The organism is Microcoleus sp. AR_TQ3_B6 (assembly GCF_036702785.1).
Taxonomy (GTDB): Bacteria; Cyanobacteriota; Cyanobacteriia; order Cyanobacteriales; family Microcoleaceae; genus Microcoleus.
Map to the genome: position 1 here is coordinate 73,160 of NZ_JAUBVJ010000013.1, position 19,987 is coordinate 93,146.

At 45.6% G+C, this 19,987-nt stretch carries 17 protein-coding genes; 11 read left to right on the forward strand and 6 right to left on the reverse strand.

The window, feature by feature from the left end; translation table 11 throughout:
• Positions 1-117: 117 nt before the first annotated feature.
• Entirely contained in the window at positions 118-2,079 is a 1,962-nt protein-coding gene (locus QUB56_RS09320; RefSeq protein WP_332954868.1) for a cation:proton antiporter domain-containing protein, read from the reverse strand.
• 600 nt (positions 2,080-2,679) lie between these two features.
• Complete coding sequence (locus QUB56_RS09325) at positions 2,680-3,969, reverse strand: GH25 family lysozyme (protein WP_332954869.1); 1,290 nt, start codon at positions 3,967-3,969, stop codon at positions 2,680-2,682.
• A 104-nt stretch (positions 3,970-4,073) separates the two neighbouring features.
• Here QUB56_RS09325 and QUB56_RS09330 point away from each other — a divergent pair, with 104 nt between their 5' ends.
• From QUB56_RS09330 to QUB56_RS09345, 4 genes are all read left to right on the forward strand, one after another.
• Entirely contained in the window at positions 4,074-4,568 is a 495-nt protein-coding gene (locus QUB56_RS09330; protein ID WP_332954870.1) for a DUF427 domain-containing protein, read from the forward strand.
• A gap of 921 nt (positions 4,569-5,489) precedes the next feature.
• Positions 5,490-6,023: an O-acetyl-ADP-ribose deacetylase gene (locus QUB56_RS09335; RefSeq protein ID WP_332954871.1), complete on the forward strand. Its 534-nt coding sequence runs from the start codon at positions 5,490-5,492 to the stop codon at positions 6,021-6,023.
• 274 nt (positions 6,024-6,297) lie between these two features.
• Positions 6,298-7,416: a diguanylate cyclase gene (locus QUB56_RS09340; protein ID WP_332954872.1), complete on the forward strand. Its 1,119-nt coding sequence runs from the start codon at positions 6,298-6,300 to the stop codon at positions 7,414-7,416.
• Between the two features lie 43 nt (positions 7,417-7,459).
• Positions 7,460-7,651 (forward strand): hypothetical protein, encoded by a 192-nt coding sequence (locus QUB56_RS09345; protein WP_332954873.1) that lies wholly within the window; start codon positions 7,460-7,462, stop codon positions 7,649-7,651.
• 468 nt (positions 7,652-8,119) lie between these two features.
• Here the strand turns inward: QUB56_RS09345 and QUB56_RS09350 are convergent, their stop codons facing one another.
• Positions 8,120-8,359: a helix-turn-helix transcriptional regulator gene (locus QUB56_RS09350; RefSeq protein WP_172186452.1), complete on the reverse strand. Its 240-nt coding sequence runs from the start codon at positions 8,357-8,359 to the stop codon at positions 8,120-8,122.
• Positions 8,360-8,509: 150 nt separating this feature from the next.
• On the opposite strand from QUB56_RS09350, the gene QUB56_RS09355 reads away from it, so the two are divergent.
• The gene (locus QUB56_RS09355; RefSeq protein ID WP_332954874.1) at positions 8,510-8,641 is read left to right on the forward strand and encodes a hypothetical protein; all 132 of its coding nucleotides are present in this window, start codon (positions 8,510-8,512) and stop codon (positions 8,639-8,641) included.
• A 16-nt stretch (positions 8,642-8,657) separates the two neighbouring features.
• Positions 8,658-8,849, forward strand: coding sequence for a hypothetical protein (locus tag QUB56_RS09360; protein ID WP_332954875.1), 192 nt, complete (start codon positions 8,658-8,660; stop codon positions 8,847-8,849).
• A gap of 190 nt (positions 8,850-9,039) precedes the next feature.
• Here QUB56_RS09360 and QUB56_RS09365 read toward each other — a convergent pair whose 3' ends face one another.
• Entirely contained in the window at positions 9,040-10,056 is a 1,017-nt protein-coding gene (locus QUB56_RS09365; RefSeq protein WP_332954876.1) for a methyltransferase domain-containing protein, read from the reverse strand.
• Positions 10,057-10,627: 571 nt separating this feature from the next.
• Between QUB56_RS09365 and trxB the strand changes: the two genes are divergently transcribed.
• The 5 genes from trxB to rpoD all read left to right on the forward strand — a co-directional run bounded on the left by trxB (position 10,628) and on the right by rpoD (position 17,927).
• A complete protein-coding gene (gene trxB, locus QUB56_RS09370) occupies positions 10,628-11,998 on the forward strand; it encodes a thioredoxin-disulfide reductase (RefSeq protein WP_332954877.1) in 1,371 nt (456 codons plus the stop codon).
• Between the two features lie 167 nt (positions 11,999-12,165).
• The gene (locus tag QUB56_RS09375; protein ID WP_332954878.1) at positions 12,166-13,050 is read left to right on the forward strand and encodes an ABC transporter permease; all 885 of its coding nucleotides are present in this window, start codon (positions 12,166-12,168) and stop codon (positions 13,048-13,050) included.
• A 187-nt stretch (positions 13,051-13,237) separates the two neighbouring features.
• A complete protein-coding gene (locus tag QUB56_RS09380) occupies positions 13,238-14,452 on the forward strand; it encodes an AAA family ATPase (RefSeq protein ID WP_332954879.1) in 1,215 nt (404 codons plus the stop codon).
• Between the two features lie 45 nt (positions 14,453-14,497).
• Positions 14,498-15,103, forward strand: coding sequence for a DUF4276 family protein (locus QUB56_RS09385; protein WP_332954903.1), 606 nt, complete (start codon positions 14,498-14,500; stop codon positions 15,101-15,103).
• A gap of 1,657 nt (positions 15,104-16,760) precedes the next feature.
• The gene (rpoD, locus tag QUB56_RS09390; protein WP_332954880.1) at positions 16,761-17,927 is read left to right on the forward strand and encodes an RNA polymerase sigma factor RpoD; all 1,167 of its coding nucleotides are present in this window, start codon (positions 16,761-16,763) and stop codon (positions 17,925-17,927) included.
• A 214-nt stretch (positions 17,928-18,141) separates the two neighbouring features.
• Here the strand turns inward: rpoD and QUB56_RS09395 are convergent, their stop codons facing one another.
• The gene (locus QUB56_RS09395; protein WP_332954881.1) at positions 18,142-18,294 is read right to left on the reverse strand and encodes a chlorophyll A-B binding protein; all 153 of its coding nucleotides are present in this window, start codon (positions 18,292-18,294) and stop codon (positions 18,142-18,144) included.
• 126 nt (positions 18,295-18,420) lie between these two features.
• Entirely contained in the window at positions 18,421-19,833 is a 1,413-nt protein-coding gene (locus QUB56_RS09400) for an ATP-binding cassette domain-containing protein (protein WP_332954882.1), read from the reverse strand.
• Between the last annotated feature and the right edge of the window lie 154 nt (positions 19,834-19,987).

The following is a 19,987-nucleotide window of genomic DNA, read 5'->3' on the forward strand; positions in this document are numbered from 1 at the left end:
CTTTTCTTTCGGCGACGCACCCTACACATTGAGTGGACGAAACAAACCCAACAATTCTATTGTAGCAATTATTTTTCAGGCTTGGTATTAGCGCTGGTCAGACCTAGGATTAATCCCCTACCTAGAAACTGGCGGCTGCAAAATTTCCTCTTCCTTGGCTATTACTGATTTTTCTTCTAAAACCTGCTCTAAAACCCGAGGAGGAATCGGCACTTCTTCAACTACCTGATGCTTTTCCAAAGTCAAACGAGACTGCGACGAACCAGACAATCTTTTCAACAATTTTGGTGTCGGATCGTACAGCAAATAAATAATTCGATCGCCTGCTTGCCAAATCTGGGCCGCCGGCACTACTTGCAAGTACCCCTGCCTTTCCAGCAGCAGCGGCGCCAACTCCCCGGCTTGAACCAAAGCTTGCAAGTGAGCAATCTGAAACTGCAATCCCTCACTTTTTAACTCAGTTTCTCCCAATTTTACTTCGCCATCGCTCAAATATTCGTTCCAATCCTTCAGCGACAAATCGGAGACAAAAGCTTGATTGATTTTAGTCTGATTTGCAGGCGTATTTGCTTGCGGATCTTTGGGGAATATTGCCAAAACCCTCGGGGGTGCAAACTCTTCGGCCGCTCGCTGAGCTAACACTAAGTTTACCTCGCCGTTGTTAGTCATTGCCAGAAAAGTTCCCATCGAATCGAGTCCGGCTTCTTCTAACACGCTGTGGTCGAGAGCACTGCTCAAAAACACCCGCAAACCCTCTCGTTCTGCTTGGGCGCAAGCTTCCGGGTCGGTGTCGATAATTGCCACCGATTCTCCGCGTTCTTGAAACAAGCGAGCAATTAATCTGCTCAAAGGATTTGACCCCACAATTGCAGCACCGGTTGCGGATTTTGAGGTGATGCCCAAAAGTTGAGCGATCGCTCCGGCGGTTAGTCCCTGGACGAAAACTGTCATAATAATTGTTAGGAAAACTAAGGCTTTAATCGAGTCGCCGCCGTTGATTCCCCGCTGGGTGAGCAAAATTGCAAATAAAGATGCGATCGAGGCTGAGACAATTCCCCTCGGCGCTACCCAAGAAACAAATAATTTCTGCCGCCAATTCAGTCCGCTGTTCCAAGTACACAGCCAAACGTTGATCGGCCGCACTACCCACATTAAAGCTAAAACTGTAAACAAACTTCCCCAACCGAGGGCGACCACACTAGCGAGGGATAAATCGGCCGCCAGCAGCACGAACAGCATGGAAATAGCCAGGACTGTTAGTTGACCTTTAAACCTCCTCAGCAGCCTTTCTTCCGGCACAGCAGCGGCTCTGAGGACGATGCCGGATAGGACGGTTGCCATCAGTCCCGATTCGCTGCGGATTTCTTCTGCTAAGCCGAAAAACCCCCACAAACTGGCTAAAACTACTAAGTTTTTGAGGTCTTCGGAGAGAAATTGCGATCGCTTGAGAATGAATCCCAGCAGCCAACCTCCCGCAACCCCGATGACTGCGCCAACGAAGAGTCGCACGATTAAATCTCGGAACAAAACCAGCAAATCAGCATTGCCGTTCAAAATAATATTCAGCACCAATACTGCCAGAATTGCCCCGACAGGATCGATTAAAACGCCTTCTGCTTCTAGCAAGGCGGCGACTTGTTTGTCAACGGATACTTGTTTGAGCAAAGGGCCGATTACCGTCGGCCCGGTGACGACTACTAGAGAAGCATACAGAAATGCGATCGGCCAGGGAAATTCCCCCAACCAGTGTGCGGCCATTCCGCCGCCAATTAGCGTAATTAAAGTGCCTACTGTAACTAAATTGCGGATGCTGCCGGAAAGTTTGCCCAAATCTCGCAATTCCAAATTCAAGCCGCCTTCAAACAGAATTAACGCTACGCAAAGCGATACCATAACTTCCAAACCGCTGCCCAGCAGATTGGGGTGCAGCACTCCCAAGCAGTCTGGGCCGGCTAAAATGCCAAACAACAGCAAAAAGACGATCGCCGGAACTTTCAGATAAGCGGCGAGAACTTGAGCGCTGATGCCACAGATGACGGTCATGACCATCAACTGGGTGATGTTAAAGGGGATTTCCATAGATATAATTGTTACAGGCTGCCCGCTAAGTTTTAAATGTACGATCGCGGGTAATTGCAGTGCAGGCGCTATTTTCGGCGCAGCTTACAAACTCGGCACGGCCCTGGATTTTTCCCAATAAGATTAAAAACCTTGATAGTGGCTATAACTTTATCAGATAATTCTCTTGGCGTCAAAGATGGCAGTAAGCTGTAGCTAAGCGAGAGATTGTCTGTTATGTTCGAGAGTCAGATGGAGATGCGGGGAGAGAAGGAGAGGATTTGACGAGTTTTGATGTGGAGTCAATCTCAAATCTCAAATCTCAAATAGCAAGATTTGGCGGCTTTTCAATTACCGAGGGGTCAAACCCCCCGATTCATTTGTGGAGTCAATCGATTTTAGATTTTCGATTTTAGATTTTCGATTGACCCCACGGATAAATGCTCTTTCTTGAGGATTTTCGATTTTCGAAAAGGGATTGATTCCACGGATAAATCACGTGGCGGGTACCACCTTTGAAATTCGCTTGTCCATCTCCAATCTAAAAAACTCTAAAATCGCCAGATTCATTTGTAGAGTCAATCTAAAATCTAAAATCTAAAATCTAAAATCTATTATCTATTATCTATTGGCATTCTGCCACCTGCGAAAAAACTCCGATAGAATAGCCGGCGAAATTCGCCCTTCCAGCCAATCTAAAGCCTGATTTTGGTTGGGTGCTGCCCGATAAAATTTGCACGCATCTATCAGCCGAATCGGAGAATTTACGACAGTAGATTGAGAGCGCCACTTTTGTGCAAACTCGGCAATAACAGCCGGAGAAAGTTGTTTTTGCAGCCAATCTAAAGCTTGGTCTTGTTCTGCTAAACCGCGATAAAATTTGCCGACATCTATCAATCGCAAATTAGTGTCTTGAGGTAAGGTAGTTGCCCGCCATTTTTGAGCAAATTCCCCTAAAACAGAGGTAGAAACTTGACTTTGCAGCCAAATTAAGGCAGTATCTTGGCTAGCGCTAGCTTGATAAGACGAGAATACCTGAGTCAGCCTCACGCCTGATATGGGAGCGGGTGTCGGAGCGGGTGTCGGAGCGGGTGTCGGCCGCGGACTGGGTGTCGGCACTGGAGTGGGGACAACTACTTTGGGAGATTTTCGCATCAAAGCCGCCCAGGTTTTGATGCCTGCAATGCCATCGGCATTGAAACCTTGAGATTTCTGAAACGAGATGACCGCCGCAGTAGTAGTCGGTCCAAATTTACCGTCCATCGCGCCTTGATAGAAACCTTTAATTCTTAATTCCTTCTGGATGTCTGCAACTTTATAACTGACGGTGCCTTCTCGGACGCTTTCAAAAATATTGGTATCTACATTGCCCGAGACGCCGGACACGGTTCCTGTGTCGCTGTATTGCCAAAAAGTCCAAGTTTTCCAGCCGCCGGGAACCCAAGGTTCCTCAGCAGTGGTATAGTGAGCAATCCACAGTGGGTAATCGGCAAACCGTTTTGTCCCCAAGTTGTCCCAGAAACCGGGATAGGTGTAGATAATCGGCCGCATCAAGGTGGCTTTTTCGACTGCTTCTAGCCAAATTGCGGCTCGATCGCACAATTGATCCCCACTCAAACCGCCTGTAGTTTCCAAATCCAAGACTGCTGGCAAATCCCCCGCTTCGAGTTTTACAGTTTTCAAGAACAAATCTATTTGTCCTTGAACGCTGCTTGCAGGTCGAAAAAAGTGGTAAGCACCGCGTTGAATCCCCGCCGCTTTCATAGCCGCCCAATTGCGGGCGAAAGTTTGGGAAACTAACGTTGCGCCCTCGGTCGCTTTGACAAAACTGAAGACAATACCTTCCGTGGCAACTGCTTGCCAATTGACATTGGGCTGGTAGTCGGAAACGTCTATACCGCGAATACTCATATTACGGAGAGTTGAGAAAAGCTGGTTTGGTCTGAACGATTAAGGCTAGATTAAATTGTAATGCTAAGTCGCTAAGTGTTTTTTTTTCAGTGGAGATTGTGCGAATGAACTTCCAGCGAATAGAGCCCGGCCCTGGTCAAGAGTCTGTTTGGGATTACCCGCGTCCCCCTCGCCTTGAGGAATTGACCAAACACGTACAGATTGTTTTTAATGGAGTGACGATCGCGGACACGCGCCGCCCTCAGCGGGTATTGGAGACAAGTCACCCTCCTGCCTACTATATCTCCCCCGAGGACATCGAAATGCAATATTTGCACAAAACTTTACGGGGTTCTTGGTGCGAGTGGAAGGGACAAGCCGGTTATTACACTGTGACGGTAGAGTCGAAAGAAGTAGTAAATGCTGCTTGGTTTTATCCCAATCCCAATCAGGTTTTTGCAGCTATTAAAGATTATGTGGCTTTTTATCCCAGCAAGATGGATGCCTGTTATGTGGACGGGGAATTAGTGCAATCTCAAGCAGGAGATTTTTACGGCGGCTGGATTACCAAAGATATTGTCGGACCGTTTAAGGGAGAGCCAGGAACTTGGGGGTGGTGAGGGAATGTTGAGATTGTTTCCTTCCTCGCAACGCGAAAGCGGTTTTGGATTTTGAGTTGAGGACTGGCGCAGACACCTGGTTTATAGGAGAAAGAAGAGGTGGGACGGGGATAAATCTACCAAGCAACGAGATTTCATACAGCAAGTGCGTCAGCAAGGCCGATTTGACTCGAGTTTATGGAAAATGTGAGATTTACTCCACAGATGTATCTAGGAGATTGAACTCGGCTCTAAAATTTTTGCCTGTCCACGACTCCTGTCGGAAACTTGTATCCGTTTTTGGGCGGGGTCAGTCCTAGTAATTATGAACCTGCCCCTTCTTCGCTAATTTTTTTTCTCCAGCATAGCTGCTCCTGATACTTTTAATCCCGACAATTTCAGATATCCTGAGACCACCCATATCTAACAATCCTATTGCTAGGAAAGGTGGTATCCCATCCCACATTGCAATCGCATAACGATAACGATTTGTTTTTTTGTTGAGGACACCCGTGGACATTGAGGAATACTTTCGACTAAGGCACGTCTATATCTGCTAGTATAATCTGCTTTTCACTATTAGTAGCAATGTGGCTACAAGTTGTTTTTGTCCACTATTTTTTGTCCACTATTGAGAAGCAAAACTTTTAGTTATTGAGATGTTTTTTGCATTCATGACAGTCTAACAGAAGATATGCTGATTATTCCGAGAATATCTGATAAAAACTTGTTCAGTTAATTGCTGCGACTCTCTTCTCTCGATCTGTATCCTGTGTGTCAACAGCGGTTCATAAAAAAAAGTCTCGTTCACAAATCGGCAGAGGATTGCCGTACAAACGGCATATCAACTCGGCCGTCGGGAGTTTGGAGAGTTGGGTTTGTATTGCGCGCCCTACTTGCAATTTGTTAAGCTAGATTTGAAATTTAAAATTTTGAATTGTGATGTTAGACCGGATAACAGTCATTGAAGGCGATATTACAAAGCAAGAGGTAGATGCGATAGTCAATGCAGCCAACGAATCTCTTTTGGGAGGCGGTGGTGTTGACGGAGCAATTCACCCGGCGGCCGGCCGCGGTTTGTTGGAAGAATGCAGAAAATTGAATGGCTGTGCGACTGGTGAGGCTAAGATTACTGGCGGTTACAGCCTTCCTTGTCGCTGGGTAATTCACACCGTCGGCCCCGTTTGGAAACTTGGCCCCGTCTCGGAAATTGGTACGCGTCGAGAGGATGAGCTGTTAGCTCGAGGTTACCGTAACAGTTTGAGTTTGGCCCAGCAGTACAAAATCCGCACAATTACTTTTCCGGCTATCAGTACGGGCCTGTTTTGTTTCCCCATAGACCGTGCAGCCAAAATTGCCGTATCTGAAGTTCAGCAGTTTCTCGCCAATCATAGCTCTATCGACCAAGTGATTCTGGTTTGTTTTGGCCAATCCGCATATCAGTGCTATTTGAATGCCGCCCAGGATATAGCTTAAGTCGAGCGAACTCCTATATCTCCCAGCTTTTACGAAATAGGAGTGCATCTTGCCCATAAAAATCAATACTAAAAATCTTAGTAGTGATTTAATCATTATATTATTCAGTGAGTAAGAATGAATAAAGTAAATACACCCCTGACACGAACACAGAAGTCTGATACTGCTAACTCGTGTCCTCAACAATACAGCCAATGGTACTATATTAAGCTAATATCAGCCACTAGCTGACTGTAGGTTTCTTGCTGCTTTATTGTTTATTTGGATCTGCGCTGTGTCTGTTGAATTTATCGCGCCATATAACTCACCGCAAAAAACACCAGAAAATTTATCTTTAGAGTCTACTCTTAAGGATCTGGCTGTATTCGATTTTCAGGTTGAAGCCTCATCTCTCGCCAAAGACGTAGCTCGGTTGTTTCAAGCTCACCCGCTGCTTCCGGGAGTTATTTTGACCCTAAATGGCGAATTTTTAGGGATGATATCGCGTCGGCGATTTATGGAACGTATGAGCCGTCCTTACGGAGTAGACATATTTGCTGACAGACCGATTAAAGCCTTGTATCAAATAGATCAAACCGAGCTTTTAATTTTACCCGGAATAGCCTTAATTGTCATGGCAGCTCAGCGAGCCGTGCAGCGGCCGCCGGAACTGCTTTACGAGCCGATTGTTGTGCAGTTAGAACCTCAAGTTTACCGACTTCTAGACGTGCATCAAGTGTTGGTAGCTTTATCTCAAATTCACCAACAAGCTACTTGGTATATTAGCGAACTTTATTACAATTTATCCGTTACGCAATCCGAGCTAGAAGCAGCTAATAGTCAATTAAAAGCAGCTAATTCCGAATTATATCGCCTGGCAAACTCAGATGGCTTAACTCAGGTCGCAAACCGCCACTGTTTTAATGAATACTTAGAGAAAGAATGGCAACAATTGGGAGAAGCAGGAGCAGAACTATCTTTAATTTTATGCGATATTGACTTTTTTAAGAAATACAACGATACTTACGGACATCAGGCGGGAGATGCTTGTTTGCAACAGGTAGCAAAAACTATTGTTGAGGCTGTAAATTACGCAGCAGGCGAAGTTTCGGAAGAGACGATGGTAGCTCGTTACGGAGGTGAAGAATTTGCGGTAATTTTGCCTGGGATTGCACCCGACCTTGCTGTCTCGATTGCAGAGGAAATTAGAGTCTGGGTGAAAAAACTTGAGATTGAAAATATTAAATCACCAGTGTCTTGTTGGGTTACACTGAGTTTGGGAGTAGCTAGTACGGTTCCTCGACCGGAAACTTCAAAAAAAGATTTGATTGCAGCAGCAGACCGTTCGCTTTATCAAGCTAAAGATGCAGGGCGCGATCGAGTAATTTTAGATGCTATCAAATTAGATAAGTAGAAGAGGTTGAGTTCAGGAATTTTTGGCTTATGGAATTGCAGGAATGGCAAAAATTGAGCGAATAAAAAAATATCGCTACTCAGAGGAAGTAGCAGCACATCGGCCGCAGTTAATTGTGGCGATAGATAGGGATTCGATCGCGGTAAGGATGGTTTGGTTGCGGCTTGGCAAATTATTAGCAAGACGCAGGAAGACATCGCGACTGAATTGGCGGCTGAAGGACTCCGTGTGCTAACTTTCGACTAATGGGAGTATGCCTGCGGTGCAGGAAGCACAACTTTATTTCGCTGGGGAGACTTCCGTCCTAACGATTTCTACGCAACTAACAATCTAGCCGACTGGAAACTCCACTTGCAGCCCAACCTTTTCGGACTCCACATCGCCCAAAATCCTTAGGATTGCGAGATAATTAGCGACAAACATACAGTCCGAGACACTGATGGCGGATTCTCGATTTGCGGTGGAACGGGCTTTTTTCTTGGTTGGTTACCGCTAGCAACTGCCTACTGGCAACCCGATTTATTGGAGTGGTTGGATGAAGGCATTAGTGGCAATTTCATGCGCCGCGTAATTCCATTGCCCTAAGCCTAAAGTAGCTCTTTAAGTTGTTGCCAGAGCGAACAAGCAAACCTGATGTTCGACATCGATCGCCCTTTTAAATTTTACAGTCTTGGCGCTCGCCGAACCAAAGTCATCGTTTCCATTACAGATTATCTGGCAAATCGCCTATCGACCTGCCGATGCTAGCCAGCAATTTCTCCAAAGCTTTCATCTGCTTGACGGTGAACGTCGGCACATTCTTTCCCAACTCCCAACGACTGATTGTTTGCGACGAAACGCCAAGCTCTCGGGCCAAATCTTCCTGACTCATCTCCAGTTCTTCTCTGAGCTTCTTCAAATGCGACTCTTCATCTTCTGGTCGCGGAACGGGCTTTTTCGGCATAACCTCGATCGCACATTTTTTATATAAGATGCTTAAGCATCTTGACTAAACAATAAATTGATTAGACAATATGTTTAATAGCCAGTCCAGAACCGTGGAAAGTACAAGGACTGGCTGTAATACCCCTTTGGAAAGGAGCATGAATCGATTATGCCTTATAAACAGCGTCTGAATTCCTGGATTATTGTTCGCCTGCTGCCCAATTTACAAAGAAGCGTCGTGGGTCGGTTTCGCAGTTGGTCGGATGCAGACGGCCAATCGATTTTAGATTTTAGATTTTAGATTTTAGATTGAAGCATTGACCCTACGGATAAATTCTGGGGACAAGTTTCATCGGATACAGGTTTTTTATTTCACCGGTCCTGAGTCTGCTTTCGGAATGAATCCGGGGGCTTGTATCCTGGATGCTTTCGGTCAGATCCACATTTTGCGGCAGTTACTGGCCTCCGATCGCCTAATAGTCGTGTTCGATCCGGGCGATCGCTCCTAGAGCAGTTAGTCCGGTCGGCAGAAACCGGGTTTTTTATCAAAATACTGCATTTGAGGCTTTAACACTCGTGAAAAACCCAGTTTCTTTGGTATTTATGCGTAAGTCCTAGGAGTTTTGAAGCGATTGGACAAGTATTTAGCTTGAATGTGCAATAGTGCGTATAAAATTTGATCGGGCGATCGTCCCTTTTTTACACAGTCGCGCACCAAACTCGCTCTGCCGTCCAGTGCCTATCTGAAGATTCATAAATCCTCAATCCTTCCAATCCGGCAGTTTCCACCATCATCTCAACTTCAGGCAGCGTAAAAGCCGCTTGCAGCGAATCGCTGAACAATTGTTTCTGATGCGAGTTGCAATCTCCCGCATACATCTCCACTAAATTATGCTTAATTTCCTCATCCATAGGTCGGAATAAATCGCGCAAAAATATTGCTCCGTTCGGTTTTAAGACTCGCTTAACTTCGCGCAAAAAGGGCAGCGGATCGGGCAAATGGTGAATAATGCTGTTAGAAATCACCATGTCAAAATAACTGTCTGGATACGGCATAGCTTTAGCATCAATCAGTTCCAGCTTAATTTGCAATCCAACTCCCGCCTCGGACACATTTTCTGCGCCAACTTTCAGCATATTTGGCGACAAATCAATGCAAGTCAACTCCCAGGTCGGACGCAGTTGACAAATGGCGATCGGGATTCTCGCGGTACCAGTCCCCACATCTAAGATTTTCCCAGACATCGGCCCCAAGGCGATCGCACTGTTAGCAAAAGCCGCATTCACCTCAGAAAAATCCATCGAGTCGTACTCAACGGCTTCTTCCCAAGAATCCATAACCTCCGGTTCTAGAACACGCTGCATAAAAGTTGTCTCCTTATCTAACATTTCCAGATGCCGGCTGAGTTTTGCCTCCAAAATCTCGACTAACTCAGGTTCCATATATTCGTAATTGTCCGGGATTTGCAGACAAATAACAATCTTGCCATTGAGACTTTCGGGAAATTTGCTGCGAAGTCGATCGCCATGCCTCTTCTCCATCACAAAAATCAAATCCGCCCAGCCCAGCAAACCCTCAGTTACTCTAACTCTTGCACCTTTTTCAGTTCCAGCCGATCGCACACTGTAGCCACCAACCTTCCGGCAAATCCTCTCAGCAGTCAAACTTCTCCGCTTATTCCGGCTGCAAACAAACAATATCTTAATTTTATCCACCAGTTTAAAAAGCCAAATTCCATCTTATCTGCGTTAATCCGCGTTAATCCGCCGACATCTGCGGTTAAAAAAAGTAATCCAAAATTCCCCCATCGCACCTGCCATATCACAAAAACTCTAAATTGTCAAATCGACCTAAATTTTGCTGACAATTCTTAACTCATAAAATGCGTAAATTGCATAAAAATTTGTAGACATTACATTTGCTGAGTAGTAGATTTTACGAATTTAAAAGGTTTCAGACTACAAAGCCAAAATTAGTCATAATGCCCCTGGAGTATCAAAATCCGATAATAGCTCAAACGGCGCAAATACGTCAAATAAATGAGAATAGAATCAATAGTCAAGGATAGTAATTTTGGGAATTGTCGGGGAGTGATTGAACATTTAAAACAAAAATAACTATTCTATAGTTTTTGCTTATCAAAGCCGCTTGACTTGTCCCGATCGCCCTTTTCCCCTCAAAAATAGTAAGAATGGTCGATCGCCCAATAAATAATCGAATCAACCCCAAGCTAGAACTCTGCTACAATTAGTAAAGCGAAGTCGTTATGAGTTTAATTAAATAGCTATGACCAACCAAACCGTAGAAAACCTAGTAATTATCGGCTCAGGCCCAGCAGGCTACACAGCAGCCATCTACGCCGGGAGAGCAAACCTGAAACCCGTAGTCTTTGAAGGCTACCAAACGGGAGGCGTCCCCGGCGGTCAACTGATGACCACCACAGAAGTCGAAAACTTTCCCGGCTTTCCCGAAGGCATCACCGGGCCCCAACTCATGGATCGGATGAAAGCTCAAGCAGTGCGCTGGGGTGCGCAATTATACACAGAAGATGTAATTTCGGTGGATTTGAGCCAGCGTCCGTTTACAGTGCGATCGGAAGACAGAGAAATCAAAACCCACACCATAGTAATCGCTACAGGTGCGACGGCGAAAAGGCTGGGGCTGCCTAGCGAACACGTATTTTGGAGTCACGGCATTTCTGCCTGTGCGATTTGCGACGGCGCTACCCCAATTTTTAAAGGAGTAGACTTAGCTGTAATCGGCGCAGGCGACACCGCAGCGGAAGAATCTATTTATTTGACAAAATACGGCTCTCACGTACACATGCTGGTGCGGCGCGATCGGATGCGCGCCAGCAAAGCCATGCAAGACCGAGTGCTGAGCAATCCCAAAATAACCGTGCACTGGAACACCGAAGCACTGGATATCTTGGGCGAGGCGGGCGGCAAAATGGACGGGGTGAGAATTAGAAATATCGAGACCGGCGCCGAGAGCGATTTGCTGGTGAAAGGATTGTTTTACGCGATCGGTCACACTCCCAACACTCAACTGTTCCAAGGTCAGCTAGAACTCGACGAAATAGGTTATATCGTGACCAAACACGGTTCGGTAGAAACCAGCGTCGAGGGAGTTTACGCCGTCGGCGACGTGCAAGACCACGAGTTTCGCCAAGCAATTACCGCCGCCGGCAGCGGCTGCATGGGGGCGATGCTGGCAGAACGTTGGCTCTCACTCAACGGTTTAACCCAGGAATTCCATCAAACCCAGGAATCCGAGCAACCCACAGCAGCGCCGGAAGCTCCTCAAGTGCGCAAAACCAGCGAGAACTTTGATATCAAAGACACCCGCCACGAAGGAGGTTATGCTTTGCGGAAGTTGTTCCACGATAGCGATCGACTGATTGTAGTCAAATATGCCTCTCCTAGTTGCGGCCCTTGCCACAGTCTCAAGCCAATTTTGAGCAAAGTAGTAGATGAGTTCGAGGGCAAAATCCATTATGTGGAAATTGACATCGAAGAAGATCCAGAAATTGCTGAAAATGCTGGCGTGATTGGTACGCCGACGATTCAGTATTTCAAAGACAAAGATTTGGTGGCTGAGCTCAAGGGAGTTAAGCCCAAAAGCCAGTACCGCGAGTTAATTGCCAGCAATTTGTAGGAAGGCAAATTAGCTAAGACTTTTTAACCGCAGATATCTGTGGATGAACGCTGATGTAATCTTATCTGCGTTCATCCGCGTTCATCTGCGGTTAAAAAGTCTTCTTATGGTTTCCGGTAAATATTGATATGCTGATGAAAACAAATCTGACGCACTAATTATTAGTTATGGCTCAAAGCCGCCTCGGACTGCCGCGATTTCTCAACAGTACCTCACCGTCAAGCCTGTCCATGAAAATGATGTGGGCAGGTTTGACAATAACTGCCGTGTTTATACTGGTAGCCACCTTGTCTCCAGCTATGCAAGCTTGGGGATGGCTGCAAAATCCTACCGATGCTTTGATTAACCCCATCCACGAACCGCCGTCGGCGAATTATTGGTTTGGTACTACCCGCAGCGGCTACGATGTGTTTTCCCGCACGCTGTTTGCTTCTCGGGCCGCTTGGCAAGTGGTGATTTTAGCAACATCTTTGAGTTTGTTTATTGGTGTGCCGCTGGGTCTGGTTAGCGGTTATTTGGGCGGTAAGCTCGATCGAGTGTTGTTATTTTTAATGGATACAATTTATACTTTGCCGGGGCTGCTGCTTTCTTTGACCCTAGCGTTTGTAGTGGGAAAAGGAGTTTTGAATGCTGCGATCGCCCTGAGCATTTCCTACATCCCTCAATACTACCGCGTCGTCAGGAATCACACCGCCAGCGTCAAAACCGAATTATTTGTCGAAGCCGCCCGAGCAATGGGCGCTGACACTTGGACCGTGCTTTCGCGCTACCTGTTTCTGAATGTGATTCAGAGCGTACCTGTGCTGTTTGCGCTCAACGCTGCCGATGCAATATTAACATTAGGAGGTTTAGGATTTCTCGGATTAGGGCTTCCCGAAACAACTCCCGAATGGGGACACGACTTGCGTTTAGCTTTAGATGCGCTACCTACTGGCATTTGGTGGACAGCTTTGTTTCCCGGTTTGGCAATGACTTTAATGGTAGTGGGACTATCTTTGGTGGGGGAAGGATTAAACGAATTTGTGAACCCTCGCCTGCGGAATCAGCAGTAATTTGGCTCGCGGTCAAATTAAGTTCGCCGCCAGGACTTTAGTTTTTTCTTCTTCTTCTCTATTCTTCCTTCGCGCACTTCGCGTCTTCGCGGTTCGTTAAATAGGTATTATTTAATTGCTTCCGGAGTCAATCAATCAGTGGAGAAATTAGGCTCAAAAAAACCGAGATTATAAGTGAGGAGGTGAAATGATGAAAAATATTCCCCGTATAGAATATCTCAAAGTCCAAAATTACCGTGCTTTGCACAATCTTGAACTCAAACATCTCACCCCCTTAACTGTATTCTTAGGTCCCAACGGTAGCGGAAAGTCAACTATTTTTGATGTTTTCGCTTTCCTATCCGAATGTTTTACCGAAAGCCTCAGAAAAGCCTGGGATAGACGGGGCAGATTTCGAGAATTACGCACCAGAGACAGCGAAGGCTGCATTATCATTGAATTAAAATATCGAGAGACATCCGCATCGCCTTTAATTACCTATCATCTCGCTATAGATGAAGAAAATAATCGTCCCTTCATTGCTGAAGAATGGTTGCATTGGCGACGCGGACAATCGGGAAAAGGAAAACCCTTTCGTTTTTTAGACTTCAAAAAAGGGGAAGGACAAGTCATTAGTGGCGAAAGTCCTGATGAAGAAGGCGAAAGGATAACCGAAAAACTAGAATCATCGGAATTTTTAGCAGTAAATACATTAGGACAATTTGCCAAACATCCCCGTGTTAGCGCATTAAGACGTTTTATTACAGGCTGGTATTTATCATATTTAACTGCAGATCATACCCGCAGCCTTACCGAAGCAGGTGCACAGGAAAGATTGTCCGCCACAGGGGATAATTTACCAAATGTTATCCAATACCTAAAAGAACAACATCCCCAACGGTTAGAAGAAATATTAAAAACCCTTTCCGTTCGTATTCCACGCCTCGAAAAAGTCGAAGCCTCAATCATGCAGGATGGCCGACTTTTGTTGGAAATTAAAGATGCTCCTTTTTCTCATCCAATTCTGGCAAAATTTGCCTCGGATGGTACGTTAAAACTATTAGCTTATCTAACAGTCTTATACGATCCTAGTCCCCCCCAATTAGTAGGAATAGAAGAACCAGAAAATCATCTACATCCGCGCTTGTTGCCCCATATAGCAGAAGAATGTCGTGCTGCTTCTGCTAATACTCAATTAATGGTGACAACCCATTCTCCTTTTTTTGTGGATAGTTTGAAGCCAGAGGAATTGTGGGTATTATATCGAGATGAAAAAGGTTTTACTCAAGCAAAAAGAACCGCAGATATGCAGAGAGTCAAACAATTTATGGAACACGGTGCATTACTGGGTTCGCTATGGATGGAAGATTTCTTTGATGTGGGAAATCCGCTTAAAAATGCGGGTGCACCGCAAAAATTTTAAACTGAAAATAAAGAGAAGGTGAGCACTTTGCCTCTTGTTTTTTTTGTGGGAGAACCATCCCTAGAATTAGCTTTGGCCGAGCTTTTGCCGAAAATATTGCCATCAAATGTTACCTCTAACATTCATGGTTATGGAGGAAAAGATGAATTTTTTAAGAAAGTGCCTAATCGTTTGAAAGGTTATCAACCATCGCTTCCCCCAGATTGGAAAATTGTTGTTTTAATAGATGAAGATCGAGAAGATTGTCTTAAATTAAAAAAGCAACTAGAAGATATGGCAATATTAGCCGGATTAATCCCTAAATCTTCCTGTCAAAAAGATAAATCATTTCAAGTCTTAAATCGAATTGTAGTTGAAGAATTAGAAGCGTGGTTTTTCGGCGATGTTGAAGCAATTTGCCAAGCTTATCCTAAAGTCTCTGCCAATTTAGCTAAACAAAAAGGGTATCGCGACCCCGATGCTATTAAAGGGGGTACATGGGAGGCTTTGGAAAGAGTCCTGCAAAAAGCTGGATATCATCTGGGAGGACTACAAAAACTGAAAGCCTCTAGCGAAATTTCTAAATATATGAATCCTGAATCAAATCGCTCTAAAAGCTTCCAAGTATTTTATCAAGGTTTATTAGAAATCATCGATAGTAAGCAGGTATAATCAACTTTATAGACAATTTTCGCTCTCGTCCTTGCTAAGCTAGGAGCACGATCGATGATTTAGATCTCAAACCTAGAGCCGCGCTTTCGGAGGACACGCTGTAAATAAATGTAACAAAACTTTGAGCGATCGCACCAGCGTCCTACCCCTCCACATCTTGAAGCGCATCCTGCAGCTTATGCTTTCTCCAACAATAGCAAGCACATCGCTAACTGGGTAAATTTTTCTTCCCTTGCAGAGTTATCATCGGTCGGAAGTTGCAGCAACGCCCGCTGTGGCTTTTGTTCCGTCTGCTGGAAATTATCAAGACAATTCGGGAATGCTACCTCAAATTGATTGAAGGGCTTTATCGAATCTTCACACTGTCACGATATATTTAAAGGAACCGTGAAGTTATACTTCGGGAAGATGGCGAATTGTGTTTTTTGTGACACAGTGCCAGAGCCCAAGTGCGAGCTCAAAGCCAACAAATTTTAGAGCAGTTGGCAGCCGAGAGTTGCGCGGTGGGTTAATTCTCAGTAGAATTTATCCGGGTGGTTTTTGCGGATGACGCGACAAACTCGTGTCGAACTGCTTAAATAAGAAAGTGACGTTAAGAACTTAATGTGATTTAACGTCAAAATTAAACCCAATTTCTGAAAATTGAGCTAACTTAACAAAGAAAGCCCCTGTTGCACAACTCAACCCGCAACGCTTCATTTGGGGTCAGAGTCGGTTTCTAATCCAGAGTTGCCGGCTTAAAACTAAAGCTACGAGCTTTATTCAATCGCAGATTGCGTATGATTCAATTCAGGGAAACAGGGTAATGATGGGTGTATCTACACGGATTGTATTGGTCCCAATTCCGGCAAGTCAAAAACTGTCTGCTAACTGTCTGGCCAACTACGCCGCAGCCGTTCACCCAGATATGCGCAGAAAACAGCGCCGTTTGATCGTGCGAAAGTTTTTGCGGGCAGTTCTCAGGATTTAGCAGATCGAGACACGAGTCCCTATTGTCAAGCTAAGCTGACAGAGTTTTCCTAGTTCTTGGCAAACAATGGAAAACAACTTCCATTTTTTGTGAGAAAGGCTACAATCGGGAAGGTCTTTGCAAGATCCGATTCTCCCGGTTTGGTGCTTCGACCCTATGCTGTTGCATTTGAAGCAGCAGATCCGCATCCAAAATGGCGAAAATTTGCGGTGCAACTGTCATGTCTGACAACCAGAGTAAAGCACTAGGCGAATCAAAAGTTCGACACCTCGAACACAAAAGTTAGAGGGCTCCGTGCCGGAAAACTTGTACGGGTAAAAGATCAAAGTACCGAGTTAAAAAGCCAGTATTTTTTGAGGTGCGGTCGCTCGCATTTCATGGTTTGCTTCTGGGGGCAAGGTATCGCAGATGATGTGGTAACTCGCTCCGAAAGAAAAAGCCGCAGGCTCAATCCCAAGTCGCGATGTTAAATTTTGCGATCGATTGAATGCGATCGCGGCTTCAAACGCGAACTCGAACTTTGACTCATAAAACTGGTGCAGTTTCGGTAACAGATTCAGCTAGCAGACAGAAAATCCCACTATTTTTTCCTGCGGGAATGTCAATACTGGCTAACTTGTCTAAACTACAAACAGACACTATTCCACTGTTATTTATTCTTTAATTCAGGAGCATGAGGAAGACGGCATGATCCAGGCTAACACCGTACTCGAAAACACAATCACACCCGAAATGGAAACAATCGAGTTGCTTCGGACCGCCGAAAGCGTTCTACCTGAGAGCGAGTTGGAACTCTTTATCGACGAAGAAGACGATCGAGAAGAATTCTTAGACTCTCAATCTGAGGAGGACACTAAATCTGGCAAAGGCGCCAAAGCCCGCCGTCGGGCACAGGCTAAGAAAAAGCATTATACTGAAGACTCTATTCGTCTTTACCTGCAAGAAATCGGTCGGATTCGACTGCTGCGAGCTGACGAAGAGATTGAACTAGCGCGCAAGATTGCAGATTTGCTGGAATTAGAGCGAGTTCGAGAACAACTGCTCGAAGAGTTAGACCGCGAACCTAAAGACAGCGAATGGGCTAATGCTGTAGATATGGCACTCCCTGCATTCCGTCACCGACTCCACGTCGGTCGGCGCGCCAAGGAGAAAATGGTGCAATCAAACCTGCGTTTGGTGGTATCGATCGCCAAAAAATACATGAATCGCGGTTTGTCTTTCCAAGATTTGATTCAGGAAGGCTCTTTGGGTCTGATCCGGGCCGCTGAAAAATTCGATCACGAAAAAGGCTACAAGTTTTCTACCTACGCAACTTGGTGGATACGTCAAGCCATCACTAGGGCAATCGCCGACCAATCCCGCACTATCCGCCTGCCGGTTCACCTTTACGAAACCATCTCGCGGATTAAGAAAACTACCAAGCTACTGTCTCAGGAAATGGGTCGCAAGCCTACGGAAGAAGAAATTGCTACCCGCATGGAAATGACGATCGAGAAGTTGCGGTTCATTGCTAAGTCCGCACAGTTGCCCATCTCTCTAGAAACTCCGATCGGCAAAGAGGAAGACTCGCGTCTGGGAGACTTTATTGAATCTGACGGGGAAACGCCAGAAGATCAAGTCTCGAAAAACTTGCTCAGGGAAGACTTGGAAAGCGTTTTGGATACTCTCAGCCCCCGAGAACGGGATGTATTGCGGCTGCGTTACGGCTTAGATGACGGACGGATGAAGACCTTGGAGGAAATTGGTCAAATCTTTAACGTCACCCGCGAGCGGATTCGCCAAATCGAGGCTAAAGCCCTGCGTAAGTTGCGCCATCCCAACCGGAACAGCATCTTGAAAGAATATATCCGCTAGAGTAATTTTCTAGCATCACCCAAAAGAGTGATTCGCACTCTTTTTTTGGGGTGGGGAACTCCCCGCCCCCGGTTTGAACTATAGCTGTTAAATTTTGTGCGGCTAACTGCGCGGAGCAATTGCTGTTTGCTGCCCAAATTGCTCTGCCAAAATGTTGGGAGTCCGTAACGGAACTCCCAAGCTTTGCAGTGTCACAAAAGTCTTAACTAAAAAATTAGATCAGGCCCCAAAAGTGAAGCACGCCTTGACCGGAAACCAATTCGATGATGACAGCGGCAGAGAAACCAATCATCGCCAAACGACCGTTCCAATTTTCGGCTCCTTCGCTGAAGCCCCAGTTCCAAGCGTTGCGTTTTTGTTCTTGCATAGTGCGAACTCCTTTCGTTAACTTTTGTAAGGCTTATGTAAATAAATATAACAGTGACTTGAAAAAAGTGCAAGCTTGTGTACCATGATATCGGTCACAAGGGTCGATCGACCTTGATGATTTTGCCTAACGAGGAAAAATAGCCAACTCGGTATCGGGGTCAAACAAGTGAATCTTGTCATGGGCGATGGCCAACCAAAGCTCCTCGCCAACTCGGACCGATCGCTCAGGAGGAACCCGCACTTGCATCCGCACGGCCGGAGCATCCGTCAAACAGACCCGCAAATAAGTTTCGTGTCCCAGAGCCTCTACAATTTCCACTTGTACCGAAAGATTTTTCGTAGCAGGGGGGTGAATGCTCAGATGTTCCGGCCGAATGCCCAAAATTAGCCCTCGTCCGTCATATTGTTGTAGACTTTTTGCCCAAATATCGGGTAAAGTAAAGCGAAATTGCGGGTGATAAATCAACAGCGGGGCAGTAAATTGCACCGACAAAAAATTCATCGGCGGAGAACCGATAAACTCAGCCACAAACAGATTAGCCGGCTTGTTGTAAAGCTCTAGAGGTTGAGCTACTTGCTGAAGCTGGCCGACCTTCATAATAGCAATCCGATCGCCCATAGTCATCGCCTCAGTTTGGTCGTGAGTTACATAAATAGTTGTAGTTCCCAACTGTCGCTGCAACTGTACAATTTGCGATCGAGTTTCGGCCCTCAATTTCGCATCAAGATTCGATAGCGGTTCGTCCATCAAAAAAACTTCAGGATTTCGAGCCATCGCCCTACCCAAAGCTACCCGCTGCTTTTGCCCTCCGGAAAGTTGTTTCGGCAAGCGATGTAAAAGAGATTCTATTTGCAATAATTCAGCTACCTCCCGCACTCGTTTTCCTACTGCCTTTTCCCGTTCCGACAAATAGCGCAAACCCGGAGGAAACTTGCGAGTTGCTCCTCCTAAAAAGTCCTCAAACAAAGGATAAACTAGATGATTTTTAAAAGAATTAGAAGCTAAATAATTAATAAGATCTTCTACCTTATTCCTAATTTTTTCTATATTCTGGATGCTTCCTTCTTCTCCTTGTATCTTCCCCCTTCTTCCTTCTTCCTTCTTCCTTCTTCCTTCTTCCTTCTTCCTTCTTCCTTCTTCTTTCTCCCTTTCCGAGCGTCGCAATCCAAAGGCGAGATTATCGTAAACTGTTAAGTGAGGATAGAGAGCATAATTTTGAAATACCATAGCGATATCTCGGTCTTTAGGAGGCAAATCGTTAACCAGCCGATCGCCCACCCAAATATTGCCGGCCGTCAAGACTTCCAAACCAGCGATCGATCGCAGCAAAGTGCTTTTTCCGCAGCCCGAAGGCCCCACCAGCACCATGAACTCGCCGTCTTCGACCGTCAGGTTAATGCGTCGCAAAACGCTGTTAGACAAAGGGCGATCGGCCACAGGCGAGACACTTTCGGCGACGCTGTTTGCTTCTTTTTCCTGTTCTCCTTGGCGGAGCGGAAAACTTTTGTAGATATTTTCTAATACAACTTGCGCCATCAAACAATTTTAGATTTTAGATTTTAGATTTTAGATTGGGCATGGGTATGGGGTAGGGGGCATTGGTAATTGGGGTATTCCAGGAAGGAGGAAGTTCGGCAACGAGCAGTATACAGGATTTAAATGATTTAACGAATTGATGTTGAATTCAGAA

What these genes read in the sequence shown, in the direction of transcription:
- QUB56_RS09320 (WP_332954868.1), bottom strand. Translation starts at nt 2,079, where the DNA reads ATGGAAATCCCCTTTAACATCACCCAGTTGATGGTCATGACCGTCATC.
- QUB56_RS09325 (WP_332954869.1), bottom strand. Translation starts at nt 3,969, where the DNA reads ATGAGTATTCGCGGTATAGACGTTTCCGACTACCAGCCCAATGTCAAT.
- QUB56_RS09330 (WP_332954870.1), top strand. Translation starts at nt 4,074, where the DNA reads ATGAACTTCCAGCGAATAGAGCCCGGCCCTGGTCAAGAGTCTGTTTGG.
- QUB56_RS09335 (WP_332954871.1), top strand. Translation starts at nt 5,490, where the DNA reads ATGTTAGACCGGATAACAGTCATTGAAGGCGATATTACAAAGCAAGAG.
- QUB56_RS09345 (WP_332954873.1), top strand. Translation starts at nt 7,460, where the DNA reads ATGGCAAAAATTGAGCGAATAAAAAAATATCGCTACTCAGAGGAAGTA.
- QUB56_RS09350 (WP_172186452.1), bottom strand. Translation starts at nt 8,359, where the DNA reads ATGCCGAAAAAGCCCGTTCCGCGACCAGAAGATGAAGAGTCGCATTTG.
- QUB56_RS09355 (WP_332954874.1), top strand. Translation starts at nt 8,510, where the DNA reads ATGCCTTATAAACAGCGTCTGAATTCCTGGATTATTGTTCGCCTGCTG.
- trxB (WP_332954877.1), top strand. Translation starts at nt 10,628, where the DNA reads ATGACCAACCAAACCGTAGAAAACCTAGTAATTATCGGCTCAGGCCCA.
- QUB56_RS09375 (WP_332954878.1), top strand. Translation starts at nt 12,166, where the DNA reads ATGGCTCAAAGCCGCCTCGGACTGCCGCGATTTCTCAACAGTACCTCA.
- QUB56_RS09380 (WP_332954879.1), top strand. Translation starts at nt 13,238, where the DNA reads ATGATGAAAAATATTCCCCGTATAGAATATCTCAAAGTCCAAAATTAC.
- rpoD (WP_332954880.1), top strand. Translation starts at nt 16,761, where the DNA reads ATGATCCAGGCTAACACCGTACTCGAAAACACAATCACACCCGAAATG.
- QUB56_RS09395 (WP_332954881.1), bottom strand. Translation starts at nt 18,294, where the DNA reads ATGCAAGAACAAAAACGCAACGCTTGGAACTGGGGCTTCAGCGAAGGA.
- QUB56_RS09400 (WP_332954882.1), bottom strand. Translation starts at nt 19,833, where the DNA reads ATGGCGCAAGTTGTATTAGAAAATATCTACAAAAGTTTTCCGCTCCGC.